At 35.2% G+C, this 18,129-nt stretch carries 18 protein-coding genes and 2 pseudogenes; 13 read left to right on the top strand and 7 right to left on the bottom strand.

Annotated elements, in window-relative coordinates:
• Positions 1 to 100 precede the first annotated feature (100 nt).
• Positions 101 to 232 carry an FbpB family small basic protein gene (locus tag NR125_RS09485; RefSeq protein ID WP_083390417.1) on the bottom strand — a complete coding sequence of 44 codons (132 nt, stop codon included), beginning with the start codon at positions 230 to 232 and terminating at the stop codon, positions 101 to 103.
• 396 nt (positions 233 to 628) lie between these two features.
• On the opposite strand from NR125_RS09485, the pseudogene NR125_RS09490 reads away from it, so the two are divergent.
• Positions 629 to 1,027 (top strand): annotated as a pseudogene (locus NR125_RS09490) (proline dehydrogenase family protein); the annotation flags it as partial.
• Positions 1,028 to 1,306: 279 nt separating this feature from the next.
• Here NR125_RS09490 and hxlB read toward each other — a convergent pair.
• Positions 1,307 to 1,864: a 6-phospho-3-hexuloisomerase gene (hxlB, locus tag NR125_RS09495; RefSeq protein WP_192908772.1), complete on the bottom strand. Its 558-nt coding sequence runs from the start codon at positions 1,862 to 1,864 to the stop codon at positions 1,307 to 1,309.
• A gap of 7 nt (positions 1,865 to 1,871) precedes the next feature.
• On the bottom strand, positions 1,872 to 2,504 hold the full coding sequence (hxlA, locus tag NR125_RS09500; protein WP_192908771.1) for a 3-hexulose-6-phosphate synthase: 633 nt from the start codon (positions 2,502 to 2,504) through the stop codon (positions 1,872 to 1,874).
• Between the two features lie 183 nt (positions 2,505 to 2,687).
• Between hxlA and NR125_RS09505 the strand changes: the two genes are divergently transcribed.
• Entirely contained in the window at positions 2,688 to 3,050 is a 363-nt protein-coding gene (locus tag NR125_RS09505; protein ID WP_256815177.1) for a winged helix-turn-helix transcriptional regulator, read from the top strand.
• A 481-nt stretch (positions 3,051 to 3,531) separates the two neighbouring features.
• Positions 3,532 to 4,986 carry a glucose-6-phosphate dehydrogenase gene (gene zwf, locus NR125_RS09510; RefSeq protein WP_256815178.1) on the top strand — a complete coding sequence of 485 codons (1,455 nt, stop codon included), beginning with the start codon at positions 3,532 to 3,534 and terminating at the stop codon, positions 4,984 to 4,986.
• 1,930 nt (positions 4,987 to 6,916) lie between these two features.
• Here the strand turns inward: zwf and NR125_RS09515 are convergent.
• Both NR125_RS09515 and NR125_RS09520 read right to left on the bottom strand, forming a co-directional pair.
• Positions 6,917 to 7,915: an NADP-dependent oxidoreductase gene (locus NR125_RS09515; RefSeq protein WP_192908768.1), complete on the bottom strand. Its 999-nt coding sequence runs from the start codon at positions 7,913 to 7,915 to the stop codon at positions 6,917 to 6,919.
• 41 nt (positions 7,916 to 7,956) lie between these two features.
• A complete protein-coding gene (locus NR125_RS09520) occupies positions 7,957 to 8,292 on the bottom strand; it encodes an ArsR/SmtB family transcription factor (RefSeq protein ID WP_071155305.1) in 336 nt (111 codons plus the stop codon).
• 335 nt (positions 8,293 to 8,627) lie between these two features.
• Between NR125_RS09520 and NR125_RS09525 the strand changes: the two genes are divergently transcribed.
• The 3 genes from NR125_RS09525 to NR125_RS09535 all read left to right on the top strand — a co-directional run bounded on the left by NR125_RS09525 (position 8,628) and on the right by NR125_RS09535 (position 11,038).
• Positions 8,628 to 9,098: a hypothetical protein gene (locus tag NR125_RS09525; RefSeq protein ID WP_256815181.1), complete on the top strand. Its 471-nt coding sequence runs from the start codon at positions 8,628 to 8,630 to the stop codon at positions 9,096 to 9,098.
• A gap of 502 nt (positions 9,099 to 9,600) precedes the next feature.
• Entirely contained in the window at positions 9,601 to 9,891 is a 291-nt protein-coding gene (locus NR125_RS09530) for a hypothetical protein (protein WP_256815182.1), read from the top strand.
• Positions 9,892 to 10,162: 271 nt separating this feature from the next.
• Positions 10,163 to 11,038 carry a GNAT family N-acetyltransferase gene (locus NR125_RS09535; RefSeq protein WP_192908766.1) on the top strand — a complete coding sequence of 292 codons (876 nt, stop codon included), beginning with the start codon at positions 10,163 to 10,165 and terminating at the stop codon, positions 11,036 to 11,038.
• A 99-nt stretch (positions 11,039 to 11,137) separates the two neighbouring features.
• Here NR125_RS09535 and NR125_RS09540 read toward each other — a convergent pair.
• Positions 11,138 to 11,449: pseudogene (locus NR125_RS09540) on the bottom strand (IS110 family transposase); the annotation flags it as partial.
• Positions 11,450 to 11,642: 193 nt separating this feature from the next.
• Here NR125_RS09540 and NR125_RS09545 point away from each other — a divergent pair.
• The 3 genes from NR125_RS09545 to NR125_RS09555 all read left to right on the top strand — a co-directional run bounded on the left by NR125_RS09545 (position 11,643) and on the right by NR125_RS09555 (position 14,697).
• Positions 11,643 to 12,536, top strand: coding sequence for an aminoglycoside phosphotransferase family protein (locus tag NR125_RS09545; protein WP_192908765.1), 894 nt, complete (start codon positions 11,643 to 11,645; stop codon positions 12,534 to 12,536).
• A 526-nt stretch (positions 12,537 to 13,062) separates the two neighbouring features.
• Positions 13,063 to 14,376 (top strand): HAD family hydrolase, encoded by a 1,314-nt coding sequence (locus NR125_RS09550; RefSeq protein ID WP_252245001.1) that lies wholly within the window; start codon positions 13,063 to 13,065, stop codon positions 14,374 to 14,376.
• 195 nt (positions 14,377 to 14,571) lie between these two features.
• Positions 14,572 to 14,697 (top strand): hypothetical protein, encoded by a 126-nt coding sequence (locus NR125_RS09555; RefSeq protein ID WP_256815189.1) that lies wholly within the window; start codon positions 14,572 to 14,574, stop codon positions 14,695 to 14,697.
• 249 nt (positions 14,698 to 14,946) lie between these two features.
• Here NR125_RS09555 and NR125_RS09560 read toward each other — a convergent pair whose 3' ends face one another.
• Entirely contained in the window at positions 14,947 to 15,711 is a 765-nt protein-coding gene (locus tag NR125_RS09560) for an SDR family oxidoreductase (protein WP_256815191.1), read from the bottom strand.
• Between the two features lie 237 nt (positions 15,712 to 15,948).
• Between NR125_RS09560 and NR125_RS09565 the strand changes: the two genes are divergently transcribed.
• The 4 genes from NR125_RS09565 (at position 15,949) to NR125_RS09580 (ending at position 18,125) form a co-directional block, all read left to right on the top strand.
• A complete protein-coding gene (locus NR125_RS09565; protein WP_256815192.1) occupies positions 15,949 to 16,341 on the top strand; it encodes a MerR family transcriptional regulator in 393 nt (130 codons plus the stop codon).
• Between the two features lie 377 nt (positions 16,342 to 16,718).
• Positions 16,719 to 17,102 carry a hypothetical protein gene (locus NR125_RS09570; RefSeq protein WP_071155293.1) on the top strand — a complete coding sequence of 128 codons (384 nt, stop codon included), beginning with the start codon at positions 16,719 to 16,721 and terminating at the stop codon, positions 17,100 to 17,102.
• 182 nt (positions 17,103 to 17,284) lie between these two features.
• Positions 17,285 to 17,413, top strand: a complete 129-nt coding sequence (locus NR125_RS09575) for a DUF3951 domain-containing protein (protein WP_083390415.1) — start codon at positions 17,285 to 17,287, stop codon at positions 17,411 to 17,413.
• A 235-nt stretch (positions 17,414 to 17,648) separates the two neighbouring features.
• Entirely contained in the window at positions 17,649 to 18,125 is a 477-nt protein-coding gene (locus NR125_RS09580; protein ID WP_192908762.1) for a class I SAM-dependent methyltransferase, read from the top strand.
• Positions 18,126 to 18,129: the final 4 nt, after the last annotated feature.

Raw genomic sequence — 18,129 nt, forward strand, 5'->3', positions numbered from 1 at the left:
AAAAATCCCCCGGATATTTGACTCCGAAATAAAATCAAATATCTCCGAGGTTTTTTGTACTGATAAGAGATGTGTTTCTCATTTATTTGCATAAAGGTCATTAGGCTAGCCTTTTAAGTGTATGACGTTCCTCTATGCGCTTTTCAAGTTTTTCCATAGCCTGTTTGTCATTTAAAAGATCTTGTTTATTCTTTTCAATAAGTTCCTTCAATGATTTTATTTCTTTTCGCACTCTTAATCAACTCACTTTCTATATTTTTCAGAAAATTCAATATAACTTTACAGCAAATATTAGCTCTATAAACAAGATAGTTCTGAACAATTTGTGAACGTTTCAACATAATAATAGCTATGGGGAGTTCAGCGCTTTTATGTAAGTGATCAATTCTGGGAGCTAGTCAATATTCCCATCCATCTAGATGAATGAGAAACCATCAGCGTTAAATATCTTCCTCAAATGGGCGCTTTAATGGAATAATAAATAATTAACCTCTCTTTAGTTAGAAAATGGGGCAATTTTGGATGATGAATGGGGTAAAGAAATTTAGTTAGATATTTTCTTGAATTAACAGATACGTTGATCCAGTAGTATAACCACCCTTGTTTGTTAAATTCGTTATTTAACAAACCTGGGAGATTACGAGTTGTTAAAGGTGCTTATCAAGAATCTGCTGAAATTGCAATGCCGAGAACAAAGGAATTAAATAATCGTTATCTTAAATTTGTAGAACAATTAGTAGAAGCGAACCACCTAGTATCCATTGCCACACATGATGAAATTCTTATTCAGGAATTGGATCACCGCAAGTTTCTTAATTATCCTCATGTAGAGATAGAAATGCTCTATGGAATACGTCCGGATTTATTAAAAGATTTAATAAGCAAAAAATACAATTGCAAAATATACTTGACTTACGGACAAGAGTGGTTTTTGTATTTATGTCACCGAATTGCTTAATATCCGGAAAATCTATATCGTGCAGTAACAGATATGATCAATCAGTCTTTAACCGAGAGAAGTCGATAATATTAAACGAACATTGAAAAAACAAATAGTCCAATTCACAGTCTTAAAAACATTCGTTTTTGATAATGGGTTTTCCTATTTGTAGAAACAGATATTTATAATAAGGAGGGATCACTACCTCTGTATTATAATGTAAAGTGAGATAGTTCCTTTATATGCTTATTCCAGAAAAGGGCTATTTTGTGAAACAATGGAGTTTTTATCTTTTGTCTTCAAGACATTATGAAATACAGAAAAAGCCACAAATAAAAAAATGTGGCCTTTTCTGTATATTTTATTCTATTCGAGATTAGCATGTTTACCATACATTTTATTAGAATCTAAGTTTTTTTTCTCCATAAAACGCAAGATTAAGGCATCATAAAATAACAACATCGTTTGTTCAAATAGAGATCCCATTGGTTGAATGGTCCTGTAATCACCTTCAGATTGATCTTTCGTAACTCCAGGTAATTTAACAATAATATCAGCTAACTCTCCAATGGTTGATTCGGGAGAAATGGTTATAGCTGCGACTGAACCGCCTAAATTTTTAGCTTTTTCAGCAATGGCAACTAAGGTTTTGGTTTCTCCTGATCCTGAACCAATGATTAATAAATCGTCCTTTTCTAAATTAGCTGTTACTGTTTCCCCAACTACATAGGCATCAATCCCCATGTGCATCATTCGCATCACAAAAGATTTACCCATCAATCCAGATCTGCCTGCACCAGCCACAAAGATTTTCTTGGATTCTAAAATCTGATTCATTAGCTTCTCTGCTTCTGAATCACGAATTAAGTGGACCGTTTGATTTAATTCTTGAACGACTTCGGCTAAATATTGAGTAGTCTGCATTGTTGAATTAACCTTGTTGAATTAATTTTTGCATTTCGTGTGCTGTAGCTTTTTTATCTTCTCCATTTGTAATTCCTCCACCTACGATAACTAGATCTGGGTGTTGTTTAATTACTTCAGGAAGTGTTTCTAATTTGATTCCACCTGCAATGGCCGTTTGCGCATTTTTAACAACGCTTTTGATGGTTGAAAGGTCTTCGAAAGAATTCTTTCCAACAGCTTGAAGATCGTAACCTGTGTGAACGCAGATATAATCAACACCAAGTTCATCTAGTTCTTTTGCACGGGCTGCAATATCCTTCACGGCGATCATATCAGCAAGGATTTGTTTCCCTTGTTTTTTAGCTTCTTCTACAGCACCTTTAATTGACTCGTCTTCTGCAGCTCCAAGAATCGTAATAATGTCAGCACCTGCAGCAGATGCTTGGCTTACTTCATATCCAGCTGCATCCATAATTTTTAAATCAGCTAATACGGTTAAGTTAGGAAATGCAGCTTTTATTTCTTTTACGGCTTTAAGTCCTTCATTGATCACCACAGGTGTACCAATTTCCACAACATCAATATGCTCTTCTACCTCTTTCACTAATTCGATTGCTCCCGGAATATCGACAAGGTCTAATGCTAATTGTAATTTCATTTTTATTCGCTCCTTATAACTTTATATTGTGCTACATGTGTATATGTTAACTTTTGAAAAGCTATTTACTCACTAGCACGTTCCTTAGTATACTGAGTATGTTATTGAATTAAAAGTACGCACTTTTACCGCATATAGTGCTAAAAAGTATACTATAAGGTAAAATAAGGGGAGGCTAATTAAATGCCAAATTTAGGGGAGAAAACATTTAACTGTGAAAAAGAATTGACACTTTCAGTAATTGGCGGTAAATGGAAAATGTTAATTTTATGGCATCTAGGCAAAGAAGGAACTAAACGATTTGGTGAATTAAAATCCCTAATGCCGGGTATTACTCAAAGAATGCTTGTTAATCAATTACGCGAACTTGAAGATCATTTAATAGTACATCGAGAAGTTTATCCTGTAGTTCCACCTAAAGTTGAATACACATTGACTGAGTATGGAAAAAGTCTTATACCGATTTTAGATGCTATGTATGAATGGGGCAAAGATTATATTGAGAATGTATTGGAAAAGAAAACTGAAGACAAATCAGCCACATAGTAGAAAAAGGTTTCTTTTCATGGTCTAAGACAAACATAACTTACCACGGTTAGCCATTATTAACCGTGGTTTTTTTACAGTGTACTTTTAAGAGTAGAAATTAACTAGCTTATAGAAATAGTATTAAAAAGCCTTGAACAGTGATGTTTATATACTCACTGTTCAAGGCTTTTTGATTTTTAAATTTATAGTATTAATTTTTACACTATCTTACTTCAATATAACTATATGCAAATAAAGTGCGTACTTTTAAAGGTGAAGTATAGGTAATATACTGTTTTGGCAAAGCAATATGATTCTAAGACTGCAAGCTTCTTGTATGAAAGGAGAGGTTCTAATGAAAAGTCACAAAGGGAAAAAACAGTGGATTTGTGAAAGGTGTTTAACTTTTACCCACAATAATAAACAATGTCCAACATGTGGATATACCATAAATGAAAATTCGTTAATATACACAAAAAAATCAAAGGAGTAATTCTAAATGGATTCTATGACGTTTGTATTATTTGGGGCAACAGGGGATCTAGCTAAAAGAAAAATCTATCCTGCCTTGTTTAATTTATATTTGAATCAAAAATTACCAAAGTCTTTTTCAGTTATTGGTGTAGGAAGAGGAGAAAGTTCTGATGATGAATTTCAATCAAGGGTAATCGAATCCTTGCATATATTTTCCAGGCATTTGCTGAAAGACAAATCTAAAAAAGAAGAATTCGTCAAGGCATTTCATTACTGCCAGTTAGATGTTACTGATATTACAGGCTATATGAAGCTACTAGAACTCGTTCAACAAAATGAAAAAGAAAAGAACATTACAGCGAATCGAATGTTCTATTTATCAGTCGCTCCTGAATTTTTTGACGTCATCGCCATGAACATTAAGGATAGTGGATTGGGCTCAACAAATGGATGGAAACGATTGATTATCGAGAAACCCTTTGGGCATGATCTAAAATCTGCCCAAGTATTAAACGAAAAGCTAAGCAATGCTTTTGAAGAAGATGAAATTTATCGTATCGATCATTATCTAGGAAAACCAATGGTTCAGAACCTTGAAGCCTTGACCTTTGCTAACCCTGTACTGCAATCATTGTGGAACAATCGATTTATTGCCAATGTCCAAATTACGGCAAGTGAAATCTTTGGGGTGGAAGAAAGAGCTGGTTATTATGACAAAGCAGGAGCCATTCGAGATATGGTTCAGAATCACATGCTGCAGTTATTAATGATGACAGCCATGCATGTATCAAAACGAATTAGTGAAAATGAGATTCGTAATGAGAAAAGAAAAGTAATGGAATCTTTGCGTCCATTACAAAGGGATACTGTAGGTGTTCATGTTGTTCGTGGCCAATATGAGCACGGAGAAATAAACGGAGAACCTGAAGTGGCATACCGGGAAGAGCCCGGAGTGAAGACTTCTTCACAAAATGATACATTTGTTGCGGCTCGTCTATGGATTGATAATTCCTTCTGGGATGGGGTTCCGTTTTATATCCGCACGGGAAAAAGAATGGCAGAAAAAGTAACTAAGATTGTCATTGAATTTAAAAACCCGTTAAAAGATTTGTATAATTCCGAAATGGAACTGGTTGAACCTAATCTATTAACAATAAATATCAATCCAAATGAAGGTGTATCGCTACAGTTAAATAGCAAAAATCCAATAAACGGAGCAATGGAACCTATCACAGTGGCCTTTTCTGCGAGTAAACAAGACGTACCCGAAGCGTATGAACTATTGTTATTTGATGCTCTTGTTGGGGATTCAACGTTTTTTGCTCATTGGAATGAAGTAGAACTATCTTGGAATTGGGTAGAACCTATTTTAGAGGCATTTAAAGAAAATAGAGTTCCCCTTCACTCCTATTCATCTGGATCAATGGGACCAGAGGCTGCTCATCAATTATTAAAAGAAGATGGACATAAGTGGTGGTAAAGTTACTAAAGATGTAATGCAAATCAGAAAACAATTTAAATAAATGTAAATTGCATATTTGACCCAAAAATGAAATAAAGGAGCAATTAAATATGTGTAATTGTAATTACTGCAATGAAACGGAGGGAATAAATAGTGAGAGTGATATTACAAACCATTAGGTGTTGGTAATATTCTGATCAACCCAATGTAGCATGGTATCACAACGGAGTTTCACCATAAAAAACGAACAACCATTATTCCAGTTACTACGAATATCAGGGCTAATAACATTTCGAAATTATTTTTCATGATTTACCTCAAATAAAGTCAATGTTGCGAGCAAGGGCGGAAACTTTTCCAAGGCTGTAGGAGATTTGATATGCCCTTACTCTAAGGGGTATAGTGGGCGTTAATTATGAAGAAATGCAATAAGACACAATAAAAACCGCAGACTTGCGGCTAATACAGGAACCTATACTGGTGAGAGCAAGGACATAATTGAGGTGATCTCAGGATAAGAGATTGACCTTGCTCGTCCGGATAGTTTGTCCAAGTTGCATTGCTTTTTGCATGGTCGACACTAATTACATAGGCAGACATTTTAGTGAAATTCGTCAGGAAGATCACTAAGGAATAGGGCGCTACTTAAAAGTTTAATATCACGATGTATTTCTACTTTGAGTTCAGTATCTTCACATTTATAATAATCGTCCGTTAATCGCTTTAATTCATGACAAATAAGTTCAATTGGTATCATGTTGAATTTCCTTTCAAGTTATCCTTATGTTTTTTCCATAAGGAAACTAATACCCTAATGAATCAAGTTTAAACGCTAAGTATAAATAAAGTAATATTATTTTATGACGAAGTTCGGAAGATGTTGAGAAAGAAAATGATAGATCAGTTTCTAAAAGTAAAATACATCTGAAAAAGTTGATCTTTTACTTAATTGAGTGGAATGGAATATCGAAAATTTTCCATAAAAATATCGTAACTGTAAATCCGAATAACCATGCTAATAATTTATGGCGTAGATGAATTCTTAAAGCCATAAATAAAGTAACGTCTAGTACTGCAGACCACCAAAGATTCCAACCGTTATGATGGGTAATTCCTTTACAAACGTAAAAATTAAATAATTCCATCCCCATAAAAATAAATAGTTAACATACGGAATACAACAATAAAGCTATGGTTTGGGAGGTAAAAGTCATCAAATGAAGGTTTAAAAACCCATAATGAATGATTAAATAGGAAAAACTGATATAAAAAATCCCAGAAGCAGAGAAATAAAAAGGTTGGATAATAAATATCAAGGTTCTTCCAGTTCCCATATTTATATGCAGCAAATAACCAAAGTAATCCGTATAAGGTATGCATAAAATAGTCTCCCTCAATATTCATTTTTTCCACAGTTCATAATAGTTTTGCCCAGTTTAAATTGCTTTATGATAACTGTCAAAAAGCTAAACATTGAGTTGAACTAAATGAACAAAGAAGAATTAGAAAAAGACTACATCAATGGAAGGATGGAGGAATATGCTTTCGCGATGTCGAGTATTGTAAGAGGGTACCGATTCAGATAAAAACCGCTCAGGGATTCTCTTATTGAAAAAATAGGTCGTTGATCCATGAAGGATTTACGCTTATTTATGTTGATTCTACAACTATCAAGATAGCTATATGGGTGAGAATGAGTAAATTTCTTTTTTACTCACCTATTTTTGTTAAATTAATAAGCAAAGGTTATGGATTCTATTTGAAAACTAGCATTGTTATTTGAGACCAGTGATAGATAATGATCTATACAAATAAAGCCAACTGTCTTTCAAGTAACAGTACTCTAGGACAGGTGGCTCTCTGTTAATTAAATTTTTTATTTTATCATTTTCATGAATATCTTCCGTGCCAGCATCCAATGCAGTCTTATTTTGGTTTAGTTTGCCAACTATTTGATTTTTAATATTATTTTCCCTTTTGCCCTTCCTGACTCCGCATATTCCATCGCATTTTGAGCATCTTCAAAAGGAAAAACTCTATCAATTATAGGTTTAATTTTTCCAGTCTCAATAAAGTTTGCAATTATACGTAATTGTTCTCCGCTTGGCTTCATAAACAAAAATGTATAATGACCATTATGCTTTTTTTCAAGCGCAGTAAGTTTATGACTTGCTGCTGAAAACAAAAGCGTTTTAAAAAGTCCGGAACCATATTCTTTACCAAAACGAGCATTCGGTAATCCCGAAACGGAAACAATTTTTCCTCCTCTTTTTATCACTTCGAATGATTTTTCGAGTATCTCGCCCCCAAGTGTATCAAATACGGCATCATAGTTTTTCAGTATCTCATCAAACTTTTCTGTCTTGTAATTTATAATTTCATCTGCCCCAAGAGATTTCACTAAACTTGCACCAGCAACACTTGCAGTCGTTGCAACAGTGGCGCCCATTAATTTGGCCAGTTGAATAGCAAAGGTACCGACACCACCAGCCCCAGCTTGAATTAAAATTTTTTGTCCCTTTTGTAATTGCAAAATGTCTGTTAGTGCTTGATAGGAGGTTAATCCAACAAGCGGGATCGATGCTGCTTCTTCAAAGCTCAAATTTTTAGGTTTTAAGGCGATGTCCTCTTCATGAATAGCGATATATTCAGCAAAAGTACCGATTTTACTCTTGCGTGGACGTGCATATATTTCGTCGCCAACTTTAAAACGAGTCACTTTTGCGCCAACCTTTGCAACGACACCAGAAAAGTCATTCCCTGAGATAAGAGGCATTTTATATTTAACTAATAATTTCACTTTCCCATCGCGTATCTTAAAATCAACAGGATTAATACTAGCCGCATGAATTTCTGCGAGCACCTCATATTCACCAATTTCAGGTGTGGGCATTTCTGCCAAACGCATTGGAACCTTCCCATACCTATCAATAACCATTGCTCTCATAGCCTATACCTCCACATAATGTGTGTTTAAATTCCTTCATTTCAGTAATAGTTCTTCATGAACTTATCTATATCCAACACAAGCGTTCTTAATAAACCTAATTCTGTGCGTACATTAATATAATAAAAGTTTTTTGTCCCTTCTTTACGCATTAAAATAACACCTGCTTCTCGTAAAACCTTAAGATGATGGGACACAGCAGGTCGAGAAAGATGTGTTTGTTCAGTGATTTCACCCACACGTAATCCTGTTTGACAATCTGTCCCCATTAGAACTAACAAGATCGATTGACGTGTTTCATCCCCAATTGCCAATAGTACCTTTTGACAATTAATAAAATCCTCTTTGATCATATTTAGTTGGTCCTGTTTATTCATAAGAGAAAATACCTCCATTAATCTGTTTAATTGTTTAAGTTGATAAACCATAATGCTGATACTATTGTTATGTTATGTGCCATATTGAGAAAGCAAATCGAGACGAACAAAAAATAGCCTCTAAGAAATAAAGTAACTTTAGTATTCCACTTGATCGGTTATTTAAAATAAACACTAAATAAGTACTCTGGAATTCTAGAGCAATCGTGAAATTGTGATTAGTTTATTGAGGGAGGTTAGTTCAATAAAGGTTACTAACCATTTTTGAATATGCGGTAAAATTAAAGTGATTGAGGAAGTATTCGGAAGGAGGTAATTCTTTGTGTTTATATCATATGGTCATTCACAATAATAACGGGGAAAATATAAGTCCCCAAAGGGTTTTAAAGGAAGGGTTAAATCATAAAACAGCAACAAGATGGTATTCAAGAGGTGCTAATTTCTTTCCACAACTAACAGAGCGTTTCAGACCCGTAAATCTTCCCAAATGGATTGATTTTAAAGTTGCTTTTGGTGCAGATTTGGAACTATATGAAATACCTTACTTTCGTTTTCCTGTTTCTAGTGATAAAATTCTAGTTTTTAACTTCGATATTTCAAGTGATTTATTTGCTTATATTGAAGCTATCCCTGACGGAGGGAAAGGGTATCTTGTTGAAGGATTACCTTCAAAGGAGGATTTAATGAAGGAGTATTGGGAAAGTATGACTACTTTGCCTGAGTATCTGAAGCATAAGCCTTTTAATAATCCTGAAGTTTATATTTTTGAACCTGTCCCACCAAATTTGATCGAGTATATACGTTAAACTCTTTTAAGGAACGGAAAATAGGAAGGTATCTTCCGTAGAAAATTTTTACTTTGATGTTCACTTAATCTCTTTAATTTTGCCGCTAATTATTAGGCGGTTTTTTTTTGAGTTTATGGAGCAAGAAGTAAACTTTGTAAAAAAATGTACTTAAACTATAGGGTGCTTATATTCATGATCAGCTGCTGAATCATGCAGCTTTTTCTTATTTAACAAAAGAGGCAGGTTAGTGTAATAATTATTTTTGTGAAATTAAGTGAAATATGGAGGGGCAAATGGATATTCACAAATTTAATGAGTTTATTAAAATTGTAAAGAAACTAAATGATATTGAAATTATCCCATTGTGAATGGGTTAGGTTGGTTTAGAAGTTGTTACAGGAAAAAGTTGGGATGCACAAGACTTAGATATTCATGTACCTGGTGATGAAAGAGGGTGGGAAGTACCGCCCGAATTAAATATACACAACTGGAATGATATAGTGAACACATTATGAAATCAATGGAATATAGCTTAATTGATTTGCATGAGCATGAGTTCTCTACAGAAGGATTATCAGTTGAGTTTGGCATTATTGACACACTACCAAGTTTCGCAGGAGTACAATTAGAGGATTTAGAAATGCAGCAAATGGAAGAGGTAAAGTATTACTTACTAAATCTAGAACAGTATTTAAGACTTTACGAGTCATCATCTAAGGATAGCTATCGAGCAGATAAAAATAATAATAAAGATATTAGGAAGATAGAGTTCTTAAAAAGTATGTTATATGGTAACCAAAAATCTTACTAAATCTAATTGAGTTAACTGATGTTTTTTTGGAAGCACTTTTCTTATGTAACAAACGCAACAGTTTTGTTGAAGAATGAATATTCAAATCTTTATTGAATATGAATAGGAGGGACAATAGTGATAATTGAATGTTTGATGGAAAAAAGGGAGAGTTCAATTTTAAGGATAGTCATAGCGGTTAGTTTAAGATGATTAAATATAAGGGGAGGCCTTAGGAAGAGTATCAAAAAGATAGTTACAAATACCAAGAAGAATCGAGGAAATTAAATAAATGAGTAAACCTGTAATTCGAACTTATAAAGATTCAAGTGATTTAAAACGAATGCAGAAACTTACACAAGCTATATGGCCACTGGAACCTAATTACCATATAGGCGATCTAGCTTGGCAACGCCACCGACACTCTGGACGCGAGGATGATTGGGATACTGCAATTTGGGAAGTGGATGGGAAGCCCGTTGCTTGGGGATGGATTCAAAAACCTGGTGAGTTAATATGTCAAGTTGATCCTGATTTTCCTGAGGTGGCCAAGGATGTCATTGACTGGTTTGATAAAATAACTAAAACCAATGAGCAAAAAGTGACTGTCCTAGAAACGGAGTCGCATCTTATTTCAGCCTTAGAAGATTCTTTATTCAACCCATTAGCAGAAAATCCAGAAGTCCTCACAAAAATTTCATTGGATAGTTGTTCATTCCCTGCTCAATTGCCAGATAAGTTTAAAGGTCGCCATATCAAGGGTTCTGAGGATTTAACAAATCGTGTGGCAGTACATAGGGCTGCATTTCATGGATCCAGAGTCACAGAAGAAAGTTACTTGAACGTTATGAATACCTATCCCTATGATTCTTCTCTTGATTGGGTAATAGAATCCCCAAATGGTGAGTTCGTAGCATCTTGTTTAATTTGGTTTGATGAAGATAACAAGGTGGGGTTACTGGAACCTGTTGGAACGGATCCGAGATTCAGGAGAATGGGGTTAGCCAGTTCAGTCTGTAAGCTTGCTCTCGATGCGTTGAGTGATAAGGGGGCAAAAACGGCAGTTGTTGTTTGTACTTCCCCAGATGCATGTGAGCTTTACAAGTCTATTGGTTTTGAACAATTCGCTCAAACAAAATCATTTCATCGTCTTAAAAATACTTTATAAACTTCGCTTTTCTTCTTCAACTAAACCAGCTAATAGTTTGTCAATATTTTTCAATAAAAACTTAAAATATCTCATGCTATATTACTTTGAGTTGAATAGCTTTTTCATTAGCCCTCTGTATGAACGGCTTTTACATAATAGAGCGATTTTGTCAGCTATGGTTTCAACACTTGCCTCTATTATATCTTCAGTTGAGGGAAACTCTGAAAGAGTTAACAGTGATACTACCGAATATAAGTCACCAAAAACCCCTCTATATTCAGGAAAGACCCGGTCCAGAATAGCTTGAAATTGTAGCTTTGTTTGGATTAATACCCCTTTTATATTCTCGTGCTGTCTGGTAAGATTTCGAAGGTTTAAAAGTTGAACTCCTCGCTTTTTATATGGCTCAAAATCCTCTTTATTCCAAAGCTACACTTGGATTATCGCTGACCGCCTGAGGTTTGGCAGGTTGGTATTAACCATTGTGATCCAAGGAATATTTTTTGCTACAATTAAAGTAATTTTAGTCAGGGAGGTAATTCTATTGAACTTATTTCTATTTAAATGTGACGTTGATACCGAAAGTATGGTGATTAAAAAATAACGGGTAGAGGGGTATCTAATGGATACTATTAATATTGATTTAGTTAAAAGATTAATAAATGAACAATTTCCTAAATGGGCAAATTTAGAGATCAAACCTGTAAAAGTTAGTGGACATGACAATAGAACATTTCACTTGGGTGACCATATGAGTGTAAGGCTTCCAAGTTCAGAACATTATGTTGCTCAAGTGAATAAAGAACAAAAGTGGCTACCTAAATTAGCAAAGGAACTTTCTTTACCTATACAAACACCGATAGCAAAAGGGCAACCTAATAATGAATATCCTTTCCCGTGGTCTGTCAACAAGTGGATAGAGGGAGAGACCTTGACTCCCATAAATATTAAAGATATAAATCAGTTCGCAAGAGATTTGGGAGCGTTTTTAATTGAATTTCAATCTATTGATACTACTGGAGGTCCAGTAGCAGGTACACATAATTTTTATAGAGGCGGAGACATTGCAGTATATGACAAACAATGCAGAGAGGCAATTGACCCCAATAAAGATACTTTAAACACTGTTTTATTGCTCGAAATGTGGAATCTTGCCCTAGAGTCAAAATGGTCTAAAGATCCAGTATGGGTTCACGGTGATATAGCACCTGGTAATATTCTTGTTAAAGAGGGAAAGCTCAATGCAATAATTGATTTCGGGGTTTTGGGTATAGGAGACCCAGCTTGTGATGCAGCCATGGCATGGACTTTTTTTGATGATAATAGTAGAAAGATATTTAAAAATGCATTAAACATGGATGAAGAAACATGGAACAGAGCAAGAGGATGGGCTTTATGGAAGGCTTTAATTACGTATAATTGGAATAGAAATTCAAACAAAACAATTGCAGAAGAGGCGTATCGTGTCATTAATATTATCCAGAAGGATTACGAAGAAGAAAAAAACAAAAATTAACAGTGTGTGCGAATAAGAATGATACAGAGAACGATCAGTAAGAAAGAATTGGTCGTTCTTTGTTTTTTTAAACCCTGTAAATCTAACAACATTTTATACTAATTAGACAAATACTTATTCAACAATTGGGCGCTTTAATGAAGTAACTAAAGCCTAATTTCTCGGTGTTAAACAAAATCAGACCAAGAAAGAAATGAAAAGATTGATGCATCAATTAGGGTCGTTGGTCAAGGTAGGAAGATTGAATAATTTTATAGAGTGTTGAACTTTAGGAGCATTGCTCAATAGAGAGTAATGTTCTAAGGGGCAGGTTTGGTGAAGAAGGATAATAAAATAAATAATGAAACTGCTGCTAACCAGGTAGTTGTTTATAACATTTGTTAAGAAGATAACCATAAATATTGATTTTTTTGAAAATTCGTGATAATGTTTACACATAAAAGAATCAATAGGCACTGGCGCCTGTTTCAATAGCTAATTACGAGCTATTGAGCAGGCGTCTTTTGCATTTTTAAGGGGGGATAATATGAATAATAGAACCAAACTAAAAGTTTTATTTGGCATGATTGTTATTTGCATGATTTTGTCTGCTTCCTTAGGAGCTGCGGCAAGCGAAAAAGGAATTTGGACTCCACAAAAAAGGGAGGGCCATTATATTCAAGTGTTGGATAAAGGGAAATGGGCTCCTGACACCTATAAGGCTGTTCAAAACCTAATTGATAGGTCTGGTGCTGGAAGTCCAGGATACGACCCCAATCGAAAACCTTATGTTGTTTTTGATTGGGATCATACGAGCATCATGAATGATACGGAGGAGGCCCTTTTTCTTTATCAAATTGACCAGTTGGCATTTAACATGCAACCGGAAGAGTTTTATGAAGTGATTAAAAAGAATGTGCCGAATGGACCCTTTTCTCACGAGTTTAAAAACCTTCAAGGAGATGCGGTCACACTCGAGGAAATTGCCGAGGATCTGAAGCGCGATTACGAATTTCTTTATTCCAACTATGAAGGAATGAATGGAAAAGAACAGCTAGAAACGCTACATTCAACTGATCAATTTATAGATTTTAAAGCGAAAATGTACTTTCTGTATGAAGCCATTGGAGAAACACATGGGATTGAAATCGGATATCCATGGGTGCTCTATTTATTTGCCAACATGTCTACAATGGAAGTCCAGCAGCTTGCAGAAGCTTCAAATGATTATAATTTGGGGGCCGAAATGGCATCGGTATCGCTTGTAAGTCCTGAATCCATGTCAGGAAGAGCCGGTACTGTTCAAGTTGCCTATACTACAGGACTGCGTCTGGCCACCGAAATCGCAAACTTAATGCATACTTTTATGGAAAATGGAATTGACGTTTATGTTATTTCGGCTTCGATGGAAGAAGTGGTGGAGGTATTTTCGTCAAATCCAAAATACGGCTACAACCTTCCGAAGGAAAATGTCTTTGGGATGAGATTAAAAAAGAAAGACGGAATTATTCAAGCAGAATATAAAGATAATTGGCCGATCACTGCTCGAGAAGGCAAGGTGGAAGTGATCGAACAAACCATCTCCAAAGCGCGGGGCGGATACGGTCCAATATTCGTAGCGGGAGACAGCAGCACAGATTATGAAATGCTGACAATTAAAAGTTTGAAACTCGGTTTAATTATCAACCGCCTCAAAACAGGTGATATCGGCAAGCTTGCGAACACAGCTGCAGAACGGATGGGCAAAAACAACCCAAAATACGTTCTTCAAGGTAGAAATGAGAATACAGGCTTATGGATACCTACTGAATACACAATCAAGCTTGGTTCAAATGAAGAAAAATTGTTGGCGAATCCATAAAAGTATTCATCCAAGGAGATTCTGTCATACTCGTAGTAAAAAATAAAAATTGAAGCTGACTTCTTAGACTCTCTTTTATACATTCAAATTCCCAAAACATAATTCCAAATCATGCGCTATCCCATTAAGCTATTTTAAATGAAGATAGATCTTCTACTTTAATTAAGATGATGGAAAAGGGTAGATAGGAATTCATTGATTGAAGTTGAGGTTATGCAACTTAGGAGTGTTATATTCAGGCAGCTGTTTCTTTTGGTGCTAAAGGGGGGGATTGTTGAAGAAGAAGGGAATTTAGCTACTCTTGGTGTAATTGTAAAGTGAGTGGTTAAATGGATAAGCCTTTTCTGGATTTGACATAAATCGATTCAATTGTAGCATATGGTCGGAGGGGATTTAGATCCATACCGACCAATGCTCTTGACTTTTAACTAATTATCTCAAACTCTGAAAATCATAAGATCTAAAACGGAAATAATATATTGAACAGAAAATATGCATTCTAAGTTGTTAAGTAAATCAATTATTCATATCATGCTTCCTGAATTCTAGAAGGTCAATTACCTTGGCCAATTAGAGAAGCTGTCCACCTGATACTTCGACACGAGATGCATTTACCCAGCCCATCTCATCTGTGCACATGGATGCAACAACCCCTCCGATATCGTCTGCTTCACCGACCCTACCTAACGCAGTATTTGAGGCCACAAATTCATTCATTTGAGAATCGTCTCTTACTTTACCACCTCCGAAATCTGTAGCGATAGCTCCTGGGGCGACTACATTCACGCGAATACCTCGTGATCCCCATTCTTTGGCCATATATTTTGTCAGGATTTCAATTGCACCCTTCATTGCTGAATAGGCTCCAAAGCCCTCAATTACAAAACGGGTCAAACCAGTTGAGATATTAATGATCCTTCCATTGTCTGCAATTTTAGAAAAAAGCTTTTGAGACAGGAAAAATACACCTTTGAACTGTACGTTCATTAATCTGTCGAATTGCTCCTCAGTTGTTTCGTTTATAGAAGAGTGTATTCCGAATCCTGCATTATTGACCAAAATGTCGAAATGTTCCCGATTCCACATTTCTTTAAGTATGTCTGACAGTTGAGAGGAAAAACCTTCAAAGGAAGATACAACGCCTGTATCCAACTTCAGGGCCACTGCTTTTTGGCCATGTTCTTTAATTTCATTAACGACCGCCTCCGCTTCTTCCTTCCGGCTATGGTACGTGATGATAATATCAAATCCTTTTCGGGACAACGCGATGGCAGAATTTCTTCCTAATCCGCGGCTTCCTCCTGTTATAAGAGCAATTTTTTGAGTTGAATCCAAGTTTTTTGTCCTCCTTTTGATTTCAAAGATCAACCACTGATAAATTTTATTTGTGGTCAATAATGAGCATAAACCCTCGTGTTAACTCCAGGTCAAGGGAGAAGTAAAAAATGTTTAGATTCATAGGTTTGTCTACCCTGTTTTTAGCTATCAACTACTTGATAACTAATAATTTGTGGATCATAATGAGTATAAAAATTTGGAGTTAACTCCAGGTCGAGAGGAAAGGTGAAAAGAATGAAATACTCCATTAATGAGGTCTCGAAGAAATTTGGCCTGTCTATACATACATTGCGATACTATGATAAAGAGGGGCTAATGCCATTTCTTGAGAGGGATAGAGCTGGCAACCGTGTTTTCAGCGAAACGGATTTCAACTGGATTTCCATGATTTGCTGTCTAAAAAATACTGGAATGCCTATCAAAGAAATTAAACAATACGCTGACTGGTGCGCACAGGGGATGCAAACGATTGACGAAAGGAAAGTGATGCTCACCAATCATCGCAAGAAGATCTTAATGCAGTTTGAAGATTTAAAAAAAGACCTTAAGCTTATTGATTCAAAGATAGAGGTTTATGATAACCCGGAACTGGCACAAAGGATTTACGGCGGGCTTGAAAAGCAATAGCATGAAAAGAATCTGGTTATTTGTTGATTCTCAATGGAGCTCGCATATTACGAGCTTAACACTAAGATGGTGAAAGAGTTTATTTAAACAATCGGGTGAGTTACTTTTAGATCCAGCTGCCATCCGGTTTCTTTTTTATTGACCTAAAAGGGCAGGGGTGTTAAACAAGGATTATTTTAGCCAAGGGAGAATACAAGTTTAAATAGGAAAATAAATATGTATTGGTGAGAGGGATTCATTGAAAAGGAACACCGAGGAAATAATAAAGTTGAACAAGAGTTATGGAATCAAAGTGGATTGTCAGCTCTTTTTTCTTCTTAGGCAGGTTGCTTTAACCAAATGAAAAACTAAAAAGAGTTTGGAGGAAAGATAGGGAAATGGAATTCGTATATCTATTATCAATTATTGTAGCAATTATGTTTATATCCATTTCATTCTTTCAGGTATTACTTTCACTTGGTTATCCGTTAGGTGAGTACGCAATGGGTGGCTATTATAAGGTTTTACCCAAAAAATTACGTATTGTGAGTGTAATAAATGCCATTATTCTACTATTTATGGGCTTTGTTTTTCTGCAGCATACAGATGTCTTGAGTGGGTTTGATTTTTTACCTACAAACATATTAGTATGGGTTTTTACCATATTCCTCGGCTTTAATACAATAGCAAACCTAATATCTCGAAGCGAGAAAGAAAGGCTTATTATGACACCATTATCAGGTATTACTTTTATATTATGTTTATTTATTACTTTATCATAAGGAAAGAAACCTTTGTATTTACACTACTTATTTAACCTAACAGATACTTAACTAATCGGCTACAACAGCCGGTCTTTTTTATCCAACTATAGGGGCAGGTTAGTAAAAGAAGAAAGGGTTTTAAGAGGTGTCCTTAGAATAAATAGGCAATTGAGTAGTCTAATTTAAAGGTTGAATTAAGAATGGCTTACGTCTATACTTTATGCGTTATTTTTGTTATCGGATTTGTTATTTATCGAATGATGAAGAAGAAATCGACACCATCTACTAATTACACACTATACGATGACATTACAATGGGGACAGATTGATGTGAAACGCGATAGCCCATTAGAAGACTTAAAACACATTATTCAATACGAAGAAAAAGTAGTGAATGTTAAAACAGTTTAAATTCACATTTTCAATTTGGGTATGTCTCTACTAATGGGGGCGTAGGTTAATCTAGGCGGCATTTCGTATTCAACAAAGGGAGCATTAATGTTTAAGTAGGATTTATTGTTTAATGGTATAAAATTGATGAAAAGAGATTTATAGAAGTTATTTATGGACAAGGTAAAAACAAATTCGAAAGAGTACGATGATCCTATCTTATATGATAAGGAAAATGATGAGTATATTGAGGATCTTTCTTATTTAATGAAATGGGCCTCAAGAAGCGAGGGCTTACCTATAATTGATTTAGCCTGTGGAACAGGCAGAGCAACTATTCCTTTAGTTAGTTTAGGTTACAAACTCGTAGGGGTTGATATCCATAAAGGAATGTTATGTGAGGCGAGAAAGAAGTCATCAAAACTTGAATTGCAAATTGAATGGGTCGAACAGGATTGTACTAAATTTAACTTATATGTTAAGAGTAATCTTATATTTTCTGTGGGAAAATCGTTTCAGCACTTTCTTTCGAATGAGGAACAGGATGGGCTATTATCATCTGTAAATAAACATTTAGAAATGGGCGGTGTCTTTATCAACGATATTTATGAGTTAATATATGTGTGTAAAAAAGTGAAAAACTTAACTTGAATAA

Source organism: Cytobacillus sp. Bac17, assembly GCF_024519925.1.
GTDB classification, from domain to species: Bacteria; Bacillota; Bacilli; order Bacillales; family Cytobacillaceae; genus Cytobacillus; species Cytobacillus pseudoceanisediminis.